21 protein-coding genes are annotated in these 19,554 nt (G+C 71.7%); 12 read left to right on the forward strand and 9 right to left on the reverse strand.

Translation table 11 applies throughout. From position 1 onward, the window contains the following. Positions 1 to 153 precede the first annotated feature (153 nt). Together ACH47Z_RS20200 and ACH47Z_RS20205 are read right to left on the reverse strand one after the other, a co-directional pair. Complete coding sequence (locus tag ACH47Z_RS20200) at positions 154 to 1,068, reverse strand: 2-hydroxy-3-oxopropionate reductase (RefSeq protein WP_399075414.1); 915 nt, start codon at positions 1,066 to 1,068, stop codon at positions 154 to 156. A 43-nt stretch (positions 1,069 to 1,111) separates the two neighbouring features. Continuing rightward, positions 1,112 to 1,951 carry a TIM barrel protein gene (locus ACH47Z_RS20205; RefSeq protein WP_399075416.1) on the reverse strand — a complete coding sequence of 280 codons (840 nt, stop codon included), beginning with the start codon at positions 1,949 to 1,951 and terminating at the stop codon, positions 1,112 to 1,114. A gap of 149 nt (positions 1,952 to 2,100) precedes the next feature. Here ACH47Z_RS20205 and ACH47Z_RS20210 point away from each other — a divergent pair, with 149 nt between their 5' ends. From ACH47Z_RS20210 to ACH47Z_RS20250, 9 genes are all read left to right on the forward strand, one after another. Beyond that, the gene (locus ACH47Z_RS20210; RefSeq protein ID WP_399075418.1) at positions 2,101 to 2,364 is read left to right on the forward strand and encodes a hypothetical protein; all 264 of its coding nucleotides are present in this window, start codon (positions 2,101 to 2,103) and stop codon (positions 2,362 to 2,364) included. Then, on the forward strand, positions 2,361 to 2,723 hold the full coding sequence (locus ACH47Z_RS20215; RefSeq protein ID WP_399075420.1) for a helix-turn-helix domain-containing protein: 363 nt from the start codon (positions 2,361 to 2,363) through the stop codon (positions 2,721 to 2,723). The genes ACH47Z_RS20210 and ACH47Z_RS20215 overlap by 4 nt, the downstream gene beginning before the upstream one ends. Before the next feature lie 153 nt (positions 2,724 to 2,876). Beyond that, the gene (gene uraD, locus ACH47Z_RS20220) at positions 2,877 to 3,386 is read left to right on the forward strand and encodes a 2-oxo-4-hydroxy-4-carboxy-5-ureidoimidazoline decarboxylase (protein WP_399075422.1); all 510 of its coding nucleotides are present in this window, start codon (positions 2,877 to 2,879) and stop codon (positions 3,384 to 3,386) included. A 4-nt stretch (positions 3,387 to 3,390) separates the two neighbouring features. Then, positions 3,391 to 3,786, forward strand: a complete 396-nt coding sequence (gene uraH, locus ACH47Z_RS20225; RefSeq protein WP_399075424.1) for a hydroxyisourate hydrolase — start codon at positions 3,391 to 3,393, stop codon at positions 3,784 to 3,786. 8 nt (positions 3,787 to 3,794) lie between these two features. Further along, complete coding sequence (gene pucL, locus ACH47Z_RS20230; protein ID WP_399075426.1) at positions 3,795 to 4,742, forward strand: factor-independent urate hydroxylase; 948 nt, start codon at positions 3,795 to 3,797, stop codon at positions 4,740 to 4,742. Positions 4,743 to 4,801: 59 nt separating this feature from the next. Continuing rightward, positions 4,802 to 6,229 (forward strand): nucleobase:cation symporter-2 family protein, encoded by a 1,428-nt coding sequence (locus ACH47Z_RS20235; RefSeq protein ID WP_399075428.1) that lies wholly within the window; start codon positions 4,802 to 4,804, stop codon positions 6,227 to 6,229. A gap of 79 nt (positions 6,230 to 6,308) precedes the next feature. Beyond that, positions 6,309 to 7,694, forward strand: a complete 1,386-nt coding sequence (locus ACH47Z_RS20240; RefSeq protein WP_399075431.1) for an 8-oxoguanine deaminase — start codon at positions 6,309 to 6,311, stop codon at positions 7,692 to 7,694. 587 nt (positions 7,695 to 8,281) lie between these two features. Continuing rightward, positions 8,282 to 9,649 (forward strand): nucleobase:cation symporter-2 family protein, encoded by a 1,368-nt coding sequence (locus tag ACH47Z_RS20245; RefSeq protein WP_399075433.1) that lies wholly within the window; start codon positions 8,282 to 8,284, stop codon positions 9,647 to 9,649. 62 nt (positions 9,650 to 9,711) lie between these two features. Further along, positions 9,712 to 10,326 carry a TMEM175 family protein gene (locus tag ACH47Z_RS20250; RefSeq protein WP_399075435.1) on the forward strand — a complete coding sequence of 205 codons (615 nt, stop codon included), beginning with the start codon at positions 9,712 to 9,714 and terminating at the stop codon, positions 10,324 to 10,326. 10 nt (positions 10,327 to 10,336) lie between these two features. On the opposite strand, the gene ACH47Z_RS20255 is transcribed toward ACH47Z_RS20250, so the two are convergent. Continuing rightward, entirely contained in the window at positions 10,337 to 11,140 is an 804-nt protein-coding gene (locus ACH47Z_RS20255; protein ID WP_399075437.1) for a helix-turn-helix domain-containing protein, read from the reverse strand. Positions 11,141 to 11,235: 95 nt separating this feature from the next. Here ACH47Z_RS20255 and ACH47Z_RS20260 point away from each other — a divergent pair, with 95 nt between their 5' ends. Continuing rightward, complete coding sequence (locus ACH47Z_RS20260; protein WP_399075438.1) at positions 11,236 to 12,090, forward strand: NAD(P)H-binding protein; 855 nt, start codon at positions 11,236 to 11,238, stop codon at positions 12,088 to 12,090. 36 nt (positions 12,091 to 12,126) lie between these two features. Here the strand turns inward: ACH47Z_RS20260 and ACH47Z_RS20265 are convergent, their stop codons facing one another. Continuing rightward, a complete protein-coding gene (locus tag ACH47Z_RS20265; RefSeq protein WP_399075440.1) occupies positions 12,127 to 13,566 on the reverse strand; it encodes an MFS transporter in 1,440 nt (479 codons plus the stop codon). Positions 13,567 to 13,657: 91 nt separating this feature from the next. Between ACH47Z_RS20265 and ACH47Z_RS20270 the strand changes: the two genes are divergently transcribed. Both ACH47Z_RS20270 and ACH47Z_RS20275 read left to right on the forward strand, forming a co-directional pair. Further along, complete coding sequence (locus ACH47Z_RS20270; RefSeq protein WP_399075442.1) at positions 13,658 to 14,059, forward strand: winged helix-turn-helix transcriptional regulator; 402 nt, start codon at positions 13,658 to 13,660, stop codon at positions 14,057 to 14,059. A 244-nt stretch (positions 14,060 to 14,303) separates the two neighbouring features. Continuing rightward, positions 14,304 to 14,939: a hemerythrin domain-containing protein gene (locus ACH47Z_RS20275; RefSeq protein WP_399075445.1), complete on the forward strand. Its 636-nt coding sequence runs from the start codon at positions 14,304 to 14,306 to the stop codon at positions 14,937 to 14,939. Positions 14,940 to 15,026: 87 nt separating this feature from the next. On the opposite strand, the gene ACH47Z_RS20280 is transcribed toward ACH47Z_RS20275, so the two are convergent. From ACH47Z_RS20280 to ACH47Z_RS20300, 5 genes are all read right to left on the reverse strand, one after another. Next, positions 15,027 to 15,449, reverse strand: coding sequence for an acyl-CoA thioesterase (locus tag ACH47Z_RS20280; RefSeq protein ID WP_399075447.1), 423 nt, complete (start codon positions 15,447 to 15,449; stop codon positions 15,027 to 15,029). 80 nt (positions 15,450 to 15,529) lie between these two features. Beyond that, positions 15,530 to 16,150: a hypothetical protein gene (locus tag ACH47Z_RS20285; protein ID WP_399075449.1), complete on the reverse strand. Its 621-nt coding sequence runs from the start codon at positions 16,148 to 16,150 to the stop codon at positions 15,530 to 15,532. A gap of 68 nt (positions 16,151 to 16,218) precedes the next feature. Continuing rightward, positions 16,219 to 16,818: a histidine phosphatase family protein gene (locus tag ACH47Z_RS20290; protein ID WP_399075451.1), complete on the reverse strand. Its 600-nt coding sequence runs from the start codon at positions 16,816 to 16,818 to the stop codon at positions 16,219 to 16,221. 85 nt (positions 16,819 to 16,903) lie between these two features. After that, complete coding sequence (locus ACH47Z_RS20295; protein WP_399075452.1) at positions 16,904 to 17,440, reverse strand: DUF4232 domain-containing protein; 537 nt, start codon at positions 17,438 to 17,440, stop codon at positions 16,904 to 16,906. Positions 17,441 to 17,466: 26 nt separating this feature from the next. Beyond that, the gene (locus ACH47Z_RS20300) at positions 17,467 to 19,248 is read right to left on the reverse strand and encodes an FG-GAP-like repeat-containing protein (protein WP_399075454.1); all 1,782 of its coding nucleotides are present in this window, start codon (positions 19,246 to 19,248) and stop codon (positions 17,467 to 17,469) included. Positions 19,249 to 19,554 lie beyond the last annotated feature (306 nt).

The following is a 19,554-nucleotide window of genomic DNA, read 5'->3' on the forward strand; positions in this document are numbered from 1 at the left end:
ACTGTTTCCGCTTTGTGGAGCCTAAGTTCGGGCCTTCCGGGCGTCAACAGTTTGTTGAAGCTCGAGGCTGGGGATGTGTTCCGGGCGGCGCCGGCGCCTGGGCGCGACAGGACAGGTGTCAGCGACGGCGCCGCCCGGAAGTCTCGGGGTGCGTCAGACCTGGGCGCCGGACAGGCGCTCCACGGCCCGCAGCAGGGCCGAGTGGTCCAGGCCGCCGTCACCCTGGGCCCGCAGCGAGGCGACCAGCTGGGCGACGACGGCGCCGACCGGCAGGGCCGCGCCGACGTTGCGGGCGGCGTCGGTGACGATGCCCATGTCCTTGTGGTGCAGGTCGATGCGGAAGCCCGGCTTGAAGTCGCGGTTCAGGAAGTTGTCCTTCTTGCGCGTCAGCACGGTCGAGCCGGCCAGGCCGCCGCCCAGGACGTCCAGCGCGGCCGCCAGGTCCACGCCCGACTTCTCCAGGAAGACCACGGCCTCGGCGCACGCCTGGATGTTCACGGCGACGATCAGCTGGTTGGCGGCCTTCACGGTCTGGCCGGAGCCGTGCGGGCCGCACAGCACGATGGTCCTGCCGAGCGCCTCGAAGATCGGCTCGGCCTGGTCGAAGTCGGCCTGCTCGCCGCCGACCATGATCGACAGTACGGCCTCGATGGCGCCGGCCTCGCCGCCGGACACGGGGGCGTCCAGCACCCGGACGCCCTTGTCCCTGGCGGCCTTCGCGAGGTCCACGGAGGTCTGCGGGGTGATCGAGGACATGTCGATCAGCAGGGCGCCCTGCCGCGCGTTCTCCAGGATGCCGTCGGGGCCGTAGGAGATGGCCTCGACCTGCGGGGACGCGGGCACCATCGTGATGATCACGTCGGCGTCGCGCACGGCCTCGGCGATCGAGCCGGCCACGGTGCCGCCGGCTGCGGCCAGGCGGTCCAGCTTGTCCTGCTCCAGGGTGAAGCCGGTGACGTCGTAACCCGCCTTGATCAGGTTCTCGGACATGGGGGAGCCCATGATGCCGAGGCCGATCCAGGCAATCGCCGGGCGGGTTGGGTGGGAAGAAGCTGCAGGGTTGCTCATGTCAGGGGTGCCTCTCTCAACTGCTGTGCAAAGTCAGGGGTGTTCAGCGAGCCGCGCGGGCTTCCCTCGGGAGCCAGTCGAAGGCCTCGGCGCTCGGGCGGTCGCCCGGCTTGTACTCGAGGCCCACCCAGCCGTCGTAACCGGCCTTCCTCAGCTGGTCGAGCAGTTCCTCCAGGGGGAGCGAGCCGGTGCCGGGGGCGCCGCGACCGGGGTTGTCGGCGATCTGGACGTGGCCGGTCCTCGCCGCGTACTGCTCGATGACCGAGGGCAGGTCCTCGCCGTTCATGGACAGGTGGTACAGGTCCATCAGGAACTTCGCGTTCCCGAGGCCCGTCGCCTCGTTGACCTTGTCCACGATCCCGACGGCGGCGGGCGCGCTCACCAGCGGGTAGAGCGGCGACTCGGGCTGGTTCAGCGCCTCGATCAGCAGGATCGCGCCGATCCGGTCGGCCGCCCGGGCCGCGAGGACGAGGTTCTCCAGGGCGAGCGCGTCCTGCTCGGCCGGGTCCACGCCCTCGACGCGGTTGCCGTACAACGCGTTCAGCGCCGTGCAGCCGAGGGAGGCGGCGAAGTCCGCCGCCACGTCGATGTTGGCGCGGAACCTCGCCGACTCCTCACCGGGGACCGACAGGGCGCCGCGGTCCGGGCCGGGCAGCCGGCCGGCGTAGAAGTTCAGCCCCGTGAGCTGGACGCCCGCGTCCTCGATCGCCTTCTTCAGGGCGTCGAGCTCGGACTGCTCGGGGGTGGGGGAGTCGACCCAGGGCCACCACAGCTCGACCGCCGTGAAGCCCGCCGCGGCGGCGGCCGCGGGGCGCTCCAGGAGCGGGAGTTCCGTGAAGAGGATCGACAGGTTGACGTTGAAGCGCTGGTCTGCGAATCCCATCGGGGGCCGCGCTCCCTTCCGTGATCGAGATTCCGTATTGCGGAAGTTCGTTTCTGCTTAATGGAAGATTGCCGCCGTGTGTCGGCGCTTGTCAAGGGGCGTCCGTCACCGGCCGCCCGAAAGGCCCCATCGGGCGTTAGGTTGAGCGCGTGCGATTGAGAGTGGAGTTCACGACCGAACCCTTCGACCTGGACGAGGCGCCCGCGCACGCCCTGGCGGCGCGGGAGGTCATCGAGACGGCCGAGCTGGACGCCGTCGACGTCGGCCCGTTCGGCAACACGGCGGAAGGTGGCGCGGACAGCGTCCTGACCGCCGTGGACGCGCTGCTGCGCAAGAGCCTGAAGGCCGGCGCCACCCGGATCTCGCTCCAGGTCAACGTGATCGACGACGGGTTCGGGGAGGGCGATAGATGAGTGGCGACGAGCCCTTCATCGCGGCGGTGAAGCCGCTGGTCGACGCGATGGGCGGAGAGATCCTGCCGCCGGACGAGGCGCGGGACGAGGACGTCGTCCTCGCCTGGGAGGGCGTCGACGTCGTCGCCGTACGCCTGCCCCAGCTGGCCGACTCCCTCGACCACATCCTCGCGGCCATGGAGCGCCGGCAGGGGCGCCCGCTGGCCGACCTGGACCGCAAGGCCAAGCAGGAGCTCGTGCGGACCCTGGAGGCACGCGGCGCGTTCGCCGTCCGGCACGGGGTGGAGACGGTGGCCGGCGCGCTGGGCGTCAGCCGCTTCACGGTCTACAACTACCTGAACCGCGACAAGGGAGCCTGATCGGCCAAGGGGGTGGGGCGGGCGGACCGCCCCGGATCCGTCCGCTCTTGTTACACGGATTTTTCAACAAAGTGTTGACGTGGCGTTTCCGGGGGCGTTCACTAACGGCAGCCCGCTCAAGCACGAAGGCCGTTTCCGGCCACGGAGGCTCCCGTGACGACTTCCACGCCCCCGGGCCTGGCCCGGTTCAACGATCTGGAGGAGCGCGAGGCTCTCGCCGCCCTCCATGAGGCGTGCGCCTCCGCCGAGTGGGGCCGGCGCCTCGCCGCCGCCCGCCCGTACGCCACCGTCGACGACCTCTACGCCGCCGGCGACGCCGCCATGGCCGAGCTGACCACGGCCGACCTGGAAGAAGCCATGGCGGGACACCCCCCGATCGGGCGCCCCAAGCCCGGCGACCCCACCTCCGCGCGGGAGCAGGCCGGCATGGCCGGCGCCGCCGAGGAACTCAGGGCGGAGATGCTCGAGCTCAACCTGGCCTACCAGGAGAAGTTCGGCCATGTGTTCCTCATCTGCGCCACCGGCCGGACCGGCGAGCAGATGCGTGACGCCGTCAAGGAGCGGATCGGCAACGCGCCGGAGCGGGAACGGGAGATCGTCCGTACCGAGCTGGGCAAGATCAACCGTATCCGCCTGGCCCGACTCGTCGAAGAGGACGCCTGACACCATGAGCACCAGCACCACCGCCTCCGTGTCCACCCACATCCTGGACACCTCGATCGGCCGCCCCGCCGAGGGCGTCGCCGTCCAGCTCACGGCCCGCAGCGGTCGTCACGCGGACTGGCAGGCGCTCGGCGGCTCCGCGACCGACGCCGACGGCCGGTGCAAAGACCTGCCGGCACTGCCGGAGGGGACCACACATGTACGGCTCGACTTCGCGGTGGAGCCGTACTTCGAGAAGAAGCAAGCCGATGCGCAGCAGGACGCCCCCGCGAATCGGGACAGCGGACGCGGCGTGTTCTTCCCGGAGGTGGCGATCACGTTCGCCGTCGTACCGGGCGAGCACTACCACGTGCCGCTGCTGCTCAACCCGTTCGGCTACTCCGTTTACCGAGGGAGCTAGCAGACACCATGGCAGACATTTCCCGCCCGGCCCGCCCGGTGATCCTTGGACAGAACCAGTACGGCAAAGCCGAGAACCGAGTCGTCAAGATCACGCGGGACGGCGCCACCCACCACATCAAGGACCTCAACGTCTCCGTCGCCCTGAGCGGTGACATGGACGAGGTCCACTACTCCGGCTCCAACGCCAACGTCCTGCCGACCGACACCACCAAGAACACGGTGTTCGCGTTCGCCAAGGAGTACGGCATCGAGTCCGCCGAGCAGTTCGGCATCCACCTCGCCCGCCACTTCGTCACCTCGCAGGAGCCGATCCAGACCGCGCGGATCCGCATCGAGGAGTACGCCTGGGAGCGGATCGAGACCTCCGACGCCAACTCCAGGTTCATCGGCGCGGACGAGGTCAAGCACTCCTTCGTCCGCAAGGGCCAGGAGACCCGCGTCACCCAGATCACCTACGACGGTGAGCGGTGGGAGGTCGTCTCCGGTCTCAAGGACCTGGTCGTGATGAACTCGACGAACTCCGAGTTCTGGGGTTACGTCAAGGACAAGTACACGACCCTGCAGGAGGCGTACGACCGCATCCTGGCCACCCAGGTCTCCGGCCGCTGGCGGTTCAACTGGACCGACGACGAGCAGAAGATGCCCAACTGGGAGAAGTCCTACGAGCAGGTCAGGAAGCACATGCTCCAGGCCTTCGCCGAGACGTACTCGCTCTCGCTCCAGCAGACGCTGTACCAGATGGGTGCGCGGATCATCAACAACCGCAGCGAGATCGACGAGGTCCGCTTCTCGCTGCCGAACAAGCACCACTTCCTGGTCGACCTGGAGCCGTTCGGGCTCAAGAACGACAACGAGGTCTACTTCGCCGCCGACCGGCCCTACGGCCTCATCGAGGCGACGATCCTCCGGGACGGCTGCGAGCCGAAGATCCCGGTCGACATGACCAACCTCTGACGCGGGACGCGCGCCCCCCGCCAACCGGCCCGGGGGCGCGCCACACCGGAGGGAACGAAATGGCACTGCCTGCGAAGGGGCCCGACACAGCCCCGTGTTCCACCCCGCCGGTGCACTCCGAGAACGCCGTCACGTCCGACGCCGTCACATCCGTGCACCCGGTGGACGAAAAGCTCCACCCCTCGCGGCTCGTCCCCGCCGCGCTCCAGCACATCGCCGCGATGTACGCGGGCGTCGTCACCCCTCCGCTCATCATCGGTCAGGCCTGCGGACTCGACAGCGCGGCCCGCACCCGGCTGATCGCCGCGAGCCTGATCGTCGCCGGCGTCGCGACCCTCCTGCAGACCCTCGGCGTCAAGGGCTTCGTCGGCAACCGGCTGCCCTTCGTCAACGCCGCCTCCTCCGCGAGCATCGCCCCGATCCTCGCGATCGCCGAGACGAACGGCAAAGGGCACCAACTCCCCGCCGTCTACGGCGCGGTGATGGTCGCCGGTGTCTTCTGCCTCGCAGTGGGACCGTTCTTCGGGCGCCTGCTGCGCTTCTTCCCGCCGCTGGTCACCGGCGTGGTCATCACCCTGATCGGCGTCACGCTGATGCCGGTCCCGGTGAGCTGGGCGCAGGGCGGCGACCGGAACGCCGCCGACTTCGGCTCCCTGCGGCACCTCGCGCTCGCCGGGTTCACCCTCGCCGTGATCCTGCTGATCCAGCGCTTCGGGCGCGGCTTCGTCCGGCAGATCGCCCTGCTCTTCGGGCTGTTCATCGGCACCCTGGCCGCGATCCCGTTCGGCATGGGCGACTTCAGCGCCCTGAGGTCCGCGCCCGTCGCCGCGCTGCCCGCGCCCTTCGCCTTCGGCCCGCCCGAGTTCCAGCCCGCGGCCGTCCTGTCGCTGTGCATCGTGATGCTGGTCCTGATGACCGAGTCCAGCGCCGGCATGCTGGCCCTCGGCGAGATCTGCGACCGCCGTACCGACGCCAGGACCATCACCCGGGGCCTGCGCACCGACGGCCTCGCCACCCTGATCGGCCCGGTCTTCGGCGGCTTCCCCACCTCCGCCTTCGCGCAGAACGTCGGCGTCGTCTCGCTCACCCGGGTGCGCAGCCGCTACGTCGTCGCCGTCGCCGGCGGCGCCCTGCTGGTCCTCGGCGCCTTCCCGGTGCTGGGCGCGGTCGTCTCCCTGGTCCCCATGCCGGTCCTCGGCGGCGCGGGTATCGTCCTGTTCGGCTCGATCGCCGTCAGCGGCATCCGTACGCTGTCGGAGGCGGGCCTGGACGACAGCTCCAACATCATCCTGGTCGCCGTGGCGCTCGGTGCCGGCATCATCCCGCTGGCCGCACCGACCTTCTACGCGGACTTCCCGGCCTGGGCGCAGACCGTGCTCGGCTCCGGCATCAGCGCGGGCGCGCTGGTCGCGGTCCTGCTCAACCTGTTCTTCCACCATCTCGGCACCCGGAGTGGCGGGCCCGCTCCGGCACTCAAATCCTCCTAGGGTCCTGCCGTGCCCTCCCCGTGGACGCCTCCCCGCCTCCCCTGTTCACGGGCCCGCCACTGAAAGACAAGGAAGCACCATGGCACCATCGGCAGACCAGCGCATCGTCATCGAGAACTGCGCGATCGCGACCGTGGACGCGGGCGACACCGAGTACGCCTCCGGGTACCTGGTCCTCGCCGGCAACCGCATCGAGTCGGTCGGCGCCGGCCAGGCCCCCGCAGGCCTCGAGAACGTGGTGCGCCGGATCGACGCGAGCGGCCACCTGGCCACGCCCGGCCTGGTCAACACCCACCACCACTTCTACCAGTGGATCACCCGGGGCCTGGCCACCGACCACAACCTGTTCAACTGGCTCGTCGCGCTCTACCCCACCTGGGCGCGCATCGACGAGCGGATGACGTACGCGGCCGCGCAGGGCTCCCTCGCCACGATGGCCCGCGGCGGTGTCACCACCGCCATGGACCACCACTACGTCTACCCGCAGGGCTCCGGCGACCTGTCCGGGTCGATCATCCGGGCCGCTGCCGAGATGGGTGTACGCTTCACCCTCGCCCGCGGCTCGATGGACCGCAGCGAGAAGGACGGCGGCCTGCCGCCGGACTTCGCCGTCGAGACGCTGGAAGGTGCCCTCGCGGCCACGGAGGAGACCGTCAAGCAGCACCACGACGCCTCCTTCGACGCCATGACCCAGGTGGCCGTGGCGCCCTGCTCGCCGTTCTCCGTGTCCACCGAACTCCTGCGTGAGGGTGCCGAGTTGGCGCGCCGACTGGGGGTACGGCTGCACACCCACGGCTCGGAGACCGTGGAGGAGGAGAAGTTCTGCCACGAGCTGTTCGGCATGGGCCCGACCGACTACTTCGAGTCCACCGGCTGGCTCGGCGAGGACGTGTGGATGGCGCACTGCGTCCACATGAACGACTCCGACATCGCCGCGTTCGCCCGCACCAGGACCGGCGTCGCGCACTGTCCGTCGTCCAACGCCCGCCTCGCGGCGGGGATCGCACGGGTCCCGGACATGCTGGCGGCCGGCGTCCCGGTCGGCCTCGGCGTCGACGGTACGGCGTCCAACGAGTCCGGCGAACTCCACACCGAACTGCGCAACGCCCTGCTGATCAACCGCCTCGGCGCCCACCGCGAGGCCGCCCTCAACGCCCGCCAGGCGCTGCGGCTCGGCACCTACGGCGGCGCCCAGGTCCTCGGCCGAGCCGGCCAGATCGGCTCGCTGGAGCCCGGGAAGCTGGCCGACGTCGTGCTGTGGAAGATGGACACCCTCGCCCACGCCTCCATCGCCGACCCGGTGACCGCGCTGGTCTTCGGCGCGGCGGCCCCGGTCACCGCGTCCTTCGTCAACGGCGAGCAGATCGTCGACAACGGCCGCCTGCTGACGGTCGACGAGGACGCCATCGCCCGCTCCACCCGCGAGGAGGCCCAGCGCCTCGCCCGGATTGCCGCCCAGGCCTGATCCACCCCACACTTCGGTGCGCCGGCCCGGTACAGGGCCGACGCACCGGAAACCCGGCGACGGGCCGCTCGTACGGCCGGCTCACCGGGTCACCCGGCGCAAGCCCCGCGGGGCCGGGCGCCGGAAAGCCCGGCGGCCGCCTGCCCGGTGGCCGCCGGCAGGCTCGGCCCTCGCCCGCGTGGACGAAGCGGGTGCAGCGGACGGAGCACCGGAGGATTCCGGGCGGTCTCCCCGTACCTGCGGGTGGCCCGCCGGACAGCTCGGTGGGTCTCCGCAGGGCTGATCCGCCGGAATGCCCGGCGGCCGGCCCCACGGCCGGTCCGCCGGAAAGGCTCGGCCGTCGCCTCACCGGACGGCCCGCCGGAAAGACTCCGGCCGGGAGGGACGGCTCCCGGCCGGGAACCGTGGACCCGAGCGGGGTCCGCGGCTGCCGTTCCGGGGCGGGTGCGTCCGCACCCGCCCCGGAACGGTCACCCCCCACCGCTCGCCACTTGAGCGCCCTCCGTCACCGGTCCCGCACGACCAGACGCACCACCTCCATGAAACCCGCGTTGACGAAGACGTGTTACCCGACCGGAGGAGCCGCCGTGGCCGCCCATCCTGTTGACGAGAAACTCCCCGCCCTCAAAATGGCGACCAGCGGCCTGCAGCACGTGGCCGCCATGTACGCGGGAGTCGTCGCCCCACCCCTGATCGTCGGCGCGGCCACAGGCCTCTCCGGCACCGACCTCACCTTTCTCACCGGAGCCTGTCTGTTCACCGCCGGGCTCGCCACCTTCCTGCAGACCCTCGGCTTCTGGAAGATCGGCGCCCGGCTGCCGTTCGTCAACGGCGTCACCTTCGCCGGCGTCGCGCCCATGACGGCCATCGTCGCCTCGGCCAAGGACAAGTCCGACGCCCTGCCGATGATCTTCGGCGCGGTGATCGTCGCCGGTCTCCTCGGCTTCCTCGCGGCGCCCTTCTTCAGCAAGGCCGTCCGCTTCTTCCCGCCCGTCGTCACCGGCTCGGTCATCACCCTGATCGGCGTCTCTCTGCTCCCGGTCGCCTTCGGCTGGGCCCAGGGACCGAACCCCGCCGCGCACGACTACGGCTCGACGACCAACCTCACCCTGGCCGGCATCACCCTCGTGATCGTCCTGCTGCTGCGCCGCTTCACCCGCGGCTTCGTCAAGCAGATCGCGGTCCTGCTCGGCCTGATCCTCGGCACACTCATCGCGATACCCTTCGGCGCCACGGACTTCAGCCCCGTCGCCCACGCCGACGTCGTCGGTTTCCCGACGCCGTTCCACTTCGGCGCCCCGACCTTCCACATCGCGGCGATCCTGTCGATGTGCGTGGTCATGGTCGTCTCCATGACCGAGTCCACGGCCGACATGCTCGCCCTCGGCGAGATCGTCGAACGCCCCTCGGACGAGAAGACCATCGCGGCCGGTCTGCGCGCCGACACCCTCGGCTCCGCGCTCAGCCCGCTCTTCAACGGCTTCATGTGCAGCGCCTTCGCCCAGAACATCGGCCTCGTCGCCATGACGCGGATCCGCAGCCGCTTCGTCGTCGCGGTCGGCGGCGGTTTCCTGGTCCTGATGGGCCTGTGCCCGATGGCCGCCTCGCTCATCGCGGTCGTCCCCCGGCCGGTCCTCGGCGGCGCCGGCGTCGTACTGTTCGGCTCGGTCGCCGCGAGCGGCATCCAGACCCTGGTCCGGGCCGGCCTGGAGAAGGACAACAACGTCCTGATCGTCGCGGTCTCCCTCGCCGTCGGCATCATCCCGATCACCACGCCGGGCTTCTACCACGCCTTCCCCGAGACCGCGAGGATCGTCCTGGACTCGGGCATCTCCACCGGCTGCCTCACCGCCGTCCTGCTCAACCTCGTCTTCAACCACCTCGGCACGAACCCCGACGCCGAGGACGTCACCCATCCCATGGAGTCGGGCCAGGAACTCACACCCACCCACTGAACACCGGTGCGGGGCACGGCAGATGCCGTGCCCCGCACGGCCGGGTACGGCAGGCTGGGCCCATGAACGAGTCCGGCCGGGTCGAGGCCTTCAGCGACGGCGTGTTCGCCATCGCCATCACCCTGCTCATCCTGGACATCAAGGTGCCGAAGGAGGGTGAGAACGGCGGTCTGTGGCACGCGATCGGCGCGCAGTGGCCCTCCTACGCCGCCTATGTGGTGAGCTTTCTGGTCATCGGCATCATGTGGGTCAACCACCACCAGCTGTTCAGCTACGTCGCCCGGGTCGACCGGACGCTGATGTTCCTGAACCTGCTGGTCCTGATGGTCGTGGCCGCCGTACCGTGGCCGACCGCCATGCTCGCCGAGTATCTGCGCGAGGACACCGCCTCGCACGCCGCGGCCGCCGTCTACAGCCTGGTGATGGTCGCGATGGCCCTCACCTTCCAGGCCCTGTGGTGGCATCTCACCCGCACCGGCCACCTCTTCGACGCCCGGGTGGACACGGCGGCGGCCCGCGCCACCCGGATCCGGTTCGCCCTCGGCTCCCTCGGCTATCCCTTGACCGTGGCCCTCGCCTTCGTCTCCGCGCCCCTCACCCTCGCCGCCCACGGCCTGCTCGCCCTGTACTACGGCTTCAACCAGGTACCCGTGCCGCTCCGCCGGGACACCCCGTGAGCCGAACCGCTCAGAAACGCGGCATGCCCTGACAGGGCGTCAGCGCGGGCAGCCGGCCGACGAAGTACGAGCGGGGCGGGACCCCCATCAGGGCGCGGAAGTCGGACGTCATGTGTGACTGGTCGAAGTAGCCGGTGGTGGCGGCCAGTTGGGACCAGGGGGCGTTTCCGGCCCGGGTGACGAGCGTGCGGACGCGGTCGATACGGGCGTAGTGCTTGGGGGAGACCCCGACGCCCTCGGCGAACAGATTGCGCAACTGCCGCTCGCTGACCGCCAGTTCCCGGGCCACGTCCCGCACCTGCGCCGGTCCCCGGTCCGGGCGGACCGACAGCGCGTCGACCCCCGCCCGCAGCAGCGCCGTACGGGCCGGGTCCACGGCGGCCGACAGCAGCTCCGGGAGCGTATCGGCGAGGTACGGCACCGCCTCCCGCGGGTCCAGCCGGCGCAGCCCGGCCGCCAGCCGACGGGGTGTCTCGCCCGGCAGATCCGCCAACCGCACGACCCTGCCGACCAGTTCGGCCGCCGGTACCCCCAGCAGCGGCCGGGCCGTGCCGGGTGCGAGGCGCAGTTCGACGCAGCGGACGTGGGCCTTGCCCTCGTGGTACGAGGCCCGCACCCGCGGCCCGGAGACGAGCACATCGCGCCGCCCGTCCGCCCCCACCCGCAGGATCACCTTGGTGACCGCGGCGGGCAGCCGGATGAAGGGCTGCTCGGCGGGCTCGGCGAGGGACACGGACAGCGTGCGCACCCCGGCGATCCAGGGGCGCAGCACCTCGGGTGTGGTCAGGGCCTGCTCGGCGACGGCGTTCGGCATCACTCCACGGTAAGCGCGCCCGACCGCTTCCGGGCCGGTGAACCGTGCCGGAATTTCCAAGAGTCCGGCATCGCTCCCGGCCCATCGTGGACCGCATGATTCTGGTGACGGGTGCCACGGGCACCACCGGCAGTGAAGTCGTACGACAGCTCACGGCGCGCGGCGAGAAGGTGCGCGCGCTGACCCGCGACCCGGGAAGGGCCCAGCCGCCCGCCGGGGTGGAGACGGTCCGCGGGGACTACGCCGACCCGGACTCCCTGGCGGCGGCGATGGCCGGGGTGACGGCCGCGTACCTGGTGTGTCCGCCCGGTCCCGGCGCCGCCCACGACACGGCCCTGGTCGCGGCGGCCCGGGCGGCGGGGGTGCGGCGGCTGGTGAAGCTCTCCGCCATCGGCACCGACGATCCCGCCACGGGGCCGACCGTCGCCTGGCACGGGGAAGGGGAGCGGGTGGTCCGGGGAAGCGGTGCCGAGTGGACGGTCCTGCGGCCGTCGTCGTTCGCCTCGAACACGCTGGCCTGGGCGGCGGCGGTCCGCCGGGGCGAGCCCGTGCCGAACATGACCGCCGACGGCGCCTCCGGCGTCATCGACCCGCGCGACATCGCCGAGGTGGCCGTACGGGCCCTGCTCGACGCCGGGCACGCGGGCCGGACGTACACCCTGACCGGACCGGCGGCGATCAGCGCCCCGGACCAGGTCGCCGTCCTCGCCGAGGTGCTCGGCCGCCCGCTCACCGTCCGGAACCTGACGCCGCAGGAGACCCGCGACTTCCTCCGCACCGCCTACGGCATCGACGAGACCGGGGTGGAGGACGTCCTGACCGGTGTCGCCTATCTCCGCGACGGCCGCAACGCGACGGTCACCGAGGACGTGCCCGAGGTGCTGGGCCGGCCGGCCCGGACCTTCCGGGAGTGGGCCGAGGACCACAAGGAGGCCTTCGACGCGGCCTGAACAGGACGGAGAGGACGGCGGGGAACCGGAGGCCGCCTACCGGCGCCGGGGCCGCAGCACCACCCCGGCCAGCACCAGGGCCGCCACCGCGATCCCCGTCGCCACCCGGAAGGCCAGCCGGTAGCCCTCCGCCGTGGCCGGGATCAGCTCCGCGCCCCGGTCGAGCAGGCCGCCGGTGCGGCTCGCGGCCAGCGTGCTCAGCACCGCCAGGCCCAGTGAACCGCCCACCACCTGCGTGGTGTTGAACAGCCCCGACGCCAGCCCCGCGTCCTCCTCCCGCGCCCCGGACATCGCGAGCCCGGTCAGCGCGGGCATCGCCGCCGCGAACCCGGCCGAGAGCAGCAGCAGCGGCGGCAGCACGTCGACGGCGTAGGACGCGTGCACCGGCGCCCGGCTCAGCAGCGCCATCCCGGCGGCGATCAGCACCAGACCGGCCAGCAGCACCCGGTAGCCGCCGTACCGGGCGACCGTGCGCGCGGACAGGCCCAGCATCAGCAGCCCGATCGCGACCGGCGCCGGCAGGAACGCGGTGCCGGTCGCCAACTCGCCGTAGCCGAGCACCCTTTGCAGATACAGCGCGCCGATGAACTGGAAGCCGTACATCGTCGCGATCATCAGCACCTGCACCGCGTTGGCGCCGCTCAGCAGCCGGGAGCGGAACAGGCGCAGCCGCAGCAGCGGGCGGGCGGTCCGGGCCTGGCGCAGCGTGAACGCCGCGAACAGGGCGAGGGCGAGGGCCGTGAGCAGCAGGGTGGCGGTCAGGGAGCGGCCGCCGGCGCCGACGATGACGTACACCGTGAGCATGAGCGCGCTCGTGACCAGCGCGGCTCCCGGGTAGTCGGCACCCTTGCCGAGCCCGGCGCCGCGCTCCGGGGCGAGGACCCGTAGCGCGGCGAGCCAGGCGGCCACGCCGATCGGCAGGTTGATCAGGAAGATCCAGTGCCAGTTCCGCGCCTGCGTCAGCGCGCCGCCGAGGAAGGTGCCGAGCGCCCCGCCCGCCGCGCCGACCGCGCTGAACGCCGCGATGGCGCGGGCCTGTTCACGCGGCTCGGGGAAGAGGGCGACCAGCATGCCGAGGACCACCGCGGAGGCCATCGCGCTGCCCGCACCCTGGAGCGCCCGCGCCGCGATCAGCAGCCCCTGGCCGGTGGCGGTCCCGGCGAGCACCGAGGCCGCGGTGAACACGGCCAGCCCGGCCGTGAACATGCGCTTGCGGCCGACCAGATCACCGAGCCGCCCCACCAGCAGCAGCAGCCCGCCGAAGGCGATCAGATAGGCGTTGACGACCCAGGCCAGCCCCGGCCCGCTGAAGCCGAGGTCGCGCTGGATGGCGGGCATCGCCACCGTGACGATGTTGCCGTCCAGCACGGTCATCAGGGTGCCCGCGCACAGCACGGCGAGAGACGCCCAGCGCGAGTACCTGCGTGACGCTGTCACCGCCGCCGGTGACATGCTGTTCTCGATGGTGGCCGACATGACTCCCCGTTCCTCCCACACACCTTGGTGCACGACTTGTAACGGGGTTCATCGTGGGTGACCATGGAGGCCGGCGTAAGGAGGCAGTCGGATGTCCCAGAGGAACACCGGTGTTACCGTCCAGGCAGTGAACGCACACGCCTGCCCCATCCGGGAAGTTCTTGACAGGGTGGCCGGCAAATGGAGCGTGCAGATCCTCGTCGCCGCCGCGCACGGACCCATCCGGTTCACCGAACTGGAGCGCGGCATCGAGGGCATCAGCCGCCGGATGCTCACCCTCACCCTGCGCAACCTGGAACGGGACGGCCTCGTCACCCGCACCGTGCATGCGACGGTGCCGCCGAAGGTGGAGTACGAACTCACACCCGTCGCCCACGAGTTGAACGACACCCTGCTACGGCTGACCGACTGGGCCGAGCACAACCGCGAGTACATCGCGGGAGCCCGGGCGGCCTACGACGCCGAACACCAGCCGGAGTTGCTCGACGCGTAGGCGTGCCCCGCCTGAGATCCGGTGGAACTCCAGGACGCTCAGCGACGGTCCAGGCCCACCTTCGATCTCCTGAACTGGCCTGGCACTTCCACGAGTTGGCGCCGACTTGGCGGCCGGTGCCGTCGGCGGCACCAGCCGGTTACGGTGTCGGTCAGGCCGTCACATTCCTGTGCTCCGGCCGGTCATAGGGGTGAAGCCGCGGGTCGGTCCGACCCGGCGGGCACGGGACAGATCAGGAGAGATCATGAGCGGCAAGCTCGACATGTCGTTGATGTACGCGATGCACAACGCCCTGCGGCGCGAGCTGGAACAGATGGCCAGGATCACCGCGCGCGTCGACGACGACCCCCGGCGGTTCCTCACCGGCGCCGTCGGCTGGGACATCTTCAAAAAGGCCCTGCACATCCACCACACCGCCGAGGACGAGGCGCTGTGGCCGGTGGTGCGCGAGATCGTGGCCGGGCGCCCCGACGACCTGGCCCTGCTGGACGCGATGGACGCCGAACACGGCGCCATCGACCCGCTCATCGTCACCATCGACGCCGCGCTGGCCGACCCGGAGGGCGGACCCGAACGCCTCGCGGCCGCCGTCGACGCCCTGGCCACCAACCTGACCGGACACCTCAAGCACGAGGAGGACGAGGCACTGCCCCTGATCGAGGCCACCCTGTCGCTCGAGCAGTGGCAGCACTACGGCCAGGTCCACGGCGCCAAGACCGGTCCCGACGGCCCCGTCCTGACCCCCTGGGTCCTGGACGGCGCCGACGAACAGACCATCACCACCATGCTCGCCATCCTGCCCGAGCCCGTACGCGCCGCCTACCACAATGCCTGGCAGCCCTCCTACGCCGCCCTCGACAAGTGGAACACCAAGAGCTGAGGCAGGACTGAGGCGCCGCACATGCCGACCGCCTGTACGGCCGGACCGCCGGCTGTACGGGCGGTCGGCGTGGCCCGGGCGCCGAGCCTACAGGCCGAACAGGTTCGGGGCGGCGCCCAGTTCCTTGAACACGGTGCGTGGGTCGGCGACCAGCCTGCGGTCCTTGAGGTCCAGCAGGCCGGCGACCGCGGAGATCTCGGCCGCCACCGTGCCGTCCGCCCTGCGTATCTCCTGCCGGATCGTGAAGGTCTTGCCCGCGCCCCACTCGAACGCGCAGGTCACATCGACCTCGTCACCGGCCAGCAGCTCGCGCCGGTAGCGGATCGTCGTCTCCAGCGTGACCGGCCCCACCCCCTTGCCCACCAGCCCGGCCTGGCTGATCCCGGCCGCCTTCAGCAGCGTCCAGCGGGCGTGCTCCGCGTAGTTGAGGTACACCGCCTGGTTGAGATGGCCCTGCACATCGGTCTCGTAGCCGCGGACGGTCACGCGCACGGAAAACGGCTCGCTCACGGTTTCCCCTTCTCGTATACGACTTCTCGTGTACGACTTCTCGTGTACGACGCACTGACCCTCCGATCCTGGCACGCCGCTCACACCCGGCGCGGCGAGGCCAGCAGATACCGCGCTCTCGTCCGCGGCTCGGTGTACTCACCCGCCTGCCAGCCCGCCCGCTCCAGCGTGGCCGAGCAGGCGGCCAGCGTCCCGGCGTCCGGCGCGTACACGGCCACCGCCTCCGGCTGCGGGGTCGCCCGCACCCGGTAACCGTCCGCGTCCCCGCCCGCCGGACGGTGCCCCGCCGCCTCCAGCGCGAGCGCCGCGGCCCGCACCAGATGCGCCCGTTCCCAGCCGCACGGCCGGTCCGCGGCACCGTCGGGATTGGTCATCCGGCGCAGCTCCAGCAGCCCCTGCCAGGCACTGTGCACCTCGCGCGCCCGCCCCGGCCCGGTCTCGACCGGCTCCTGCGCACCGCCGACCCGCGCCGCGAACACTCCCGCGTCGGGCACCGGCTCCGGCGCCGCCTCGGGCACCGCCTCCCGTATCCGGTGCCCCGCCGGCGTCAGAAAGTGATCGTGCGGCGGCCGGGGATGCCGAAAGGCCAGCCCCTGCTTCACCAGCCCCGCGAGCTGCGCCTCCGTGCCGCGCAACCGCCCGGTGACCGGATCGGCCCCCTCGATCACCCGCCGCTGCGCGGCACTCGGCGCTCGGCTCACAGCCGTACTCCTTCCGTCCTTTCGCAGAGTACGGCGCGGGTCCGACAACAGGTCCCGGTCTGTTCCCCCTACTCCCGCCCCCGGATGTTCCACCCCGCCACCACCGGCCGCCCGTGCTCCGTGCCGAGGCGGCAGAGCGCGCCCGTCGCCAGTTGGAACAGTGCCCCCTGCTGGGGCGGGAGGCCCAGGTGGCGGGCGGTGAGGACGCGGAGGAAGTGGCCGTGGGCGATGAGGACGACGCCGCCCTCGGTGTCGCGGAGGGCGGCGTCGGCCTTGGCGAGCATCCGGTCGGCGCGCTCGCCGACCTGTTCCGGGGTCTCGCCCGGGTGGTCCGGCGGGCCCGGCGCGACCCCGTCGGTGAACAGGAACCAGTCGGGCCGGGTGCGCTGGATCTCCACGGTGGTCACGCCCTCGTAGCCGCCGTAGTCCCATTCGCTCAGGTCGGCGTCGACCCGGGCGTCGGGGATCCCGATGAGCGCGGCGGTCTCCCGGGCCCGCTGCCGGGGGCTGACGAACGCCGTCCCGATCCGGTGGGAGCGGAGCAGCGGGACCAGCCGGCGTGCTTCCTCCCGGCCGTGTTCGGTCAGGGGTACGTCGGTCCAGCCGGTGTGCCGTCCGGAGCGCGACCACTCGGTCTCACCGTGCCGGACGAGAAAGAGGTCACCCACGCGCGCGCCCTTCCCGTTCGTCTCCCAGCACCGTGACACATCCGGGCCGCGGCCCGCAGAACGGACTGCGCCAGACGGCCGTTGGTCAGGACCGGTGTGGTGCCGCCAGGGAGAGGGTCTGGCCGCAGGCGTCGATCACGGTGGTCCGGCCGTGGCCGTCGGTGACGGGGACGACGGCGGGGTTCGTGTCGTGCGGTGCGCGGACCACCGCCTCGTTCTGCCGTACGCACCAGTCGCCGGCGCCGCTCGTACCGGCGGGTGTGTAGCGGAGGTCCACGGTGACCGCCGCCTTCCCGTTCCCGGGCAGGGAGACGGCGGCGGGCCGGCCGTGCCCGGAGCCCTCGATGCTGTCCGCCTTGCCGTTGTGGATCTCCAGTCCCGGGAAACCGTCGAACACACACGGGCCCGGGCCCTTGTTGACGGCTTTCAGCCGGGCGCGGGCCGGGCCGCCACCGTCCCGGCCGAGCAGGGTCAGTGTCCACGTCAGCGAGGCGGTACGGCACGACGGTACGGCCGGCTCCGAAGCGGTGCTGCCGGTGGTCGTACCGCAGGCCGTCAGGGTGAGGCCCGCGGTGAGGACGGCGAGTCCGCCGCTGGTCAGCCGGGTGGTCGTCGCGCGCATCGTTCCCCCTCCTCCTTCTCGGTACGTCAACTGCCGGGGTGGACCAGCGTGTTCTCGGTGCCGAGGGTCTTGGCGCCGGTGTCGGCGTACAGCGTGGTCTCGCCGTCGGACCAGCGCACCACGAGGTCGTTGGCCTTGTGGTCGGCGGTGAAGTTGCCGGAGGTCATGACCTGGGCGTGGGTCCAGGTGCCGTTCGGACCGAGTACCCGGGAGCGGGTGCCGAGCCCGGCGGCCGAGGTGCCGGTGTAGGAGTCGAGCGAGCCGTCCGCCCAACGGGTCAGGAAACCCGGGGTGGCCCCGAAGTTTCCGCCGGTCAGCGGGGCGGCCTTGGTCCACGTGCCGTTGGCCGCGAGGAGCTGCCTGGTGGGGCCGAAGGTGCCGGAGCCGACCCCGGTGTGCAGGGTCAGCCGGCCGTCGGACCAGCGCACCAGCAGGTCGCCGGCGCCCTTGCCGTCGAACTGTCCGGAGGTGATCTGTACGGCGTTCTTCCAGGCGGAGCCGGGGGCGGCCATGCGGACCTCCCGGCCCACGCCGCCGGCGCCGATGGCCGGGTACAGCGTGGCCTCGCCGTCGGACCAGCGCACCAGGAGATCGCTGCGGCCGTCGCCGGTGAAGTCCCCGCCGGTGAGGGTGCGGGCGTGGGTCCAGGTGGAGTTGGCCTTCGCCAGCCGCTTCTCGGACCCGAACCAGCCCTTGCCGTCCCCGGGATACAGGGTGATCCCGCCGTCGGACCAGACGGTCAGCAGATCGTCCTGGTGGTCGCCGGTGTAGTCGCCGGAGGCCAGCAACGCGGCCTGGCGCCAGCGGGTGGCGCCGCCCGGCAGCGCGTCCAGTCCCTTGTAGGGCGGCAGACCGGCGGGCGGGTCCTGGTTCGCGACCGCGTCGGCCAGGAGGTTGGCGGCGTCGTTGCCGAACGCCGGGGCGTAGCTGATGTAGTCGACGTTCGCGTCGTTGCCGCCGCCGTTGTAGCCGCCGAGGTTGCCTATGACGTGGCCGGTGCGGGCGTCGTCCTGGTAGTCCGTGATCCACGGGCTGCCGGAGACCCCGCCGTAGTAGCCGCCGCAGGTCATGGACATCTGCCGGTAGCCGGGCAACTGGGTGGTCGGCACGGTGCACTTGACGGCACTTCCGGCGCCGTTGTGCCCGTAGGAGGGGTAGCCGACGACGGTCACGTTCTTGTTCGTGTAGCCGGACGGCCGGGTGAAGGTCAGCCCGCCGCCGACGGCGTCCTGCAGGCTCTGGCCGCGCTGGTTGGCCGAGACCCGGGCGAACGCGGTGTCCAGGTCGGACGCGGCCGCCTTGGTGGTGCTCGACCCCTTGTCGGGCACGTACCGGGGGTCGGTGAACAGCCGCTGGATGTGGAAGATCCCGTACGGCTGCTGGTCCGGGCTCGCGCCCTTCACGAACTTCGGGACGAAGATGTAGTCGCCCTGCATGCTCAGCGCGCAGTGGGCGGCGGTGAGGACGACGTTCCGGGCGGTGGTGTCGATCACGCTGCCGGTGCAGTGCCAGGTGGTGCCGCCCGGCCCGTCCGACCCGAAGAACGTCCCTATCAGCCGGGTCCCCGGGAACAGGGTGCCCTGCGGCTGTCCCGTCGCCGCGACCGCCGTCCCGGGCCCGCCCGGTGTCGTCCGGCCCCCGTCCAGCGGCTCGGCGTCGGCCATGCGCTGCGCGGTCCAGAACCGCGCGGCCTGCCGCGCCTCCTGCCCGGCGGAGGGCGTCGGCGACGCGGCCGTCCCGGCCTGCGCGGCCGGAACCCCGCCCCCGAGGGCGGCGCCGCACACCACCGCGACGGTCACCCGGCGCATGCGTGACGAGGACGGTCTTCTGTACGACAACGGTGCTCCCCCTGGTGTGCTGGAAACCGGACCAGAGGGAACGGCGACGCGCGTGCCGGTCGAGCGTCGCGCGGCGACACCACGTACCGAAGACCCCCCGGTCGGCCCGCCGCCGGAGACGACGGGACACGCGATCTTCGCACATGTTGGCGAACCCGCCGCAAGCGGGTTCCGCCGCGGAGACGGCGGCGCGTTTAACGCACGGCCCGCCTTCCGTCAAGTAACGAACTGTCGGGGCTGGGGCGCCGCCGCGCTCGTGGGGACGGTGGAGTCGAC

It is taken from the genome of Streptomyces sp. NPDC020192 (assembly GCF_044388685.1).
In the GTDB taxonomy this organism is placed as follows: domain Bacteria; phylum Actinomycetota; class Actinomycetes; order Streptomycetales; family Streptomycetaceae; genus Streptomyces.

What these genes read in the sequence shown, in the direction of transcription:
- ACH47Z_RS20200 (WP_399075414.1), bottom strand. Translation starts at nt 1,068, where the DNA reads ATGAGCAACCCTGCAGCTTCTTCCCACCCAACCCGCCCGGCGATTGCC.
- ACH47Z_RS20205 (WP_399075416.1), bottom strand. Translation starts at nt 1,951, where the DNA reads ATGGGATTCGCAGACCAGCGCTTCAACGTCAACCTGTCGATCCTCTTC.
- ACH47Z_RS20215 (WP_399075420.1), top strand. Translation starts at nt 2,361, where the DNA reads ATGAGTGGCGACGAGCCCTTCATCGCGGCGGTGAAGCCGCTGGTCGAC.
- uraH (WP_399075424.1), top strand. Translation starts at nt 3,391, where the DNA reads ATGAGCACCAGCACCACCGCCTCCGTGTCCACCCACATCCTGGACACC.
- pucL (WP_399075426.1), top strand. Translation starts at nt 3,795, where the DNA reads ATGGCAGACATTTCCCGCCCGGCCCGCCCGGTGATCCTTGGACAGAAC.
- ACH47Z_RS20235 (WP_399075428.1), top strand. Translation starts at nt 4,802, where the DNA reads ATGGCACTGCCTGCGAAGGGGCCCGACACAGCCCCGTGTTCCACCCCG.
- ACH47Z_RS20240 (WP_399075431.1), top strand. Translation starts at nt 6,309, where the DNA reads ATGGCACCATCGGCAGACCAGCGCATCGTCATCGAGAACTGCGCGATC.
- ACH47Z_RS20250 (WP_399075435.1), top strand. Translation starts at nt 9,712, where the DNA reads ATGAACGAGTCCGGCCGGGTCGAGGCCTTCAGCGACGGCGTGTTCGCC.
- ACH47Z_RS20255 (WP_399075437.1), bottom strand. Translation starts at nt 11,140, where the DNA reads ATGCCGAACGCCGTCGCCGAGCAGGCCCTGACCACACCCGAGGTGCTG.
- ACH47Z_RS20260 (WP_399075438.1), top strand. Translation starts at nt 11,236, where the DNA reads ATGATTCTGGTGACGGGTGCCACGGGCACCACCGGCAGTGAAGTCGTA.
- ACH47Z_RS20265 (WP_399075440.1), bottom strand. Translation starts at nt 13,566, where the DNA reads ATGTCGGCCACCATCGAGAACAGCATGTCACCGGCGGCGGTGACAGCG.
- ACH47Z_RS20270 (WP_399075442.1), top strand. Translation starts at nt 13,658, where the DNA reads ATGTCCCAGAGGAACACCGGTGTTACCGTCCAGGCAGTGAACGCACAC.
- ACH47Z_RS20275 (WP_399075445.1), top strand. Translation starts at nt 14,304, where the DNA reads ATGAGCGGCAAGCTCGACATGTCGTTGATGTACGCGATGCACAACGCC.
- ACH47Z_RS20295 (WP_399075452.1), bottom strand. Translation starts at nt 17,440, where the DNA reads ATGCGCGCGACGACCACCCGGCTGACCAGCGGCGGACTCGCCGTCCTC.
- ACH47Z_RS20300 (WP_399075454.1), bottom strand. Translation starts at nt 19,248, where the DNA reads ATGCGCCGGGTGACCGTCGCGGTGGTGTGCGGCGCCGCCCTCGGGGGC.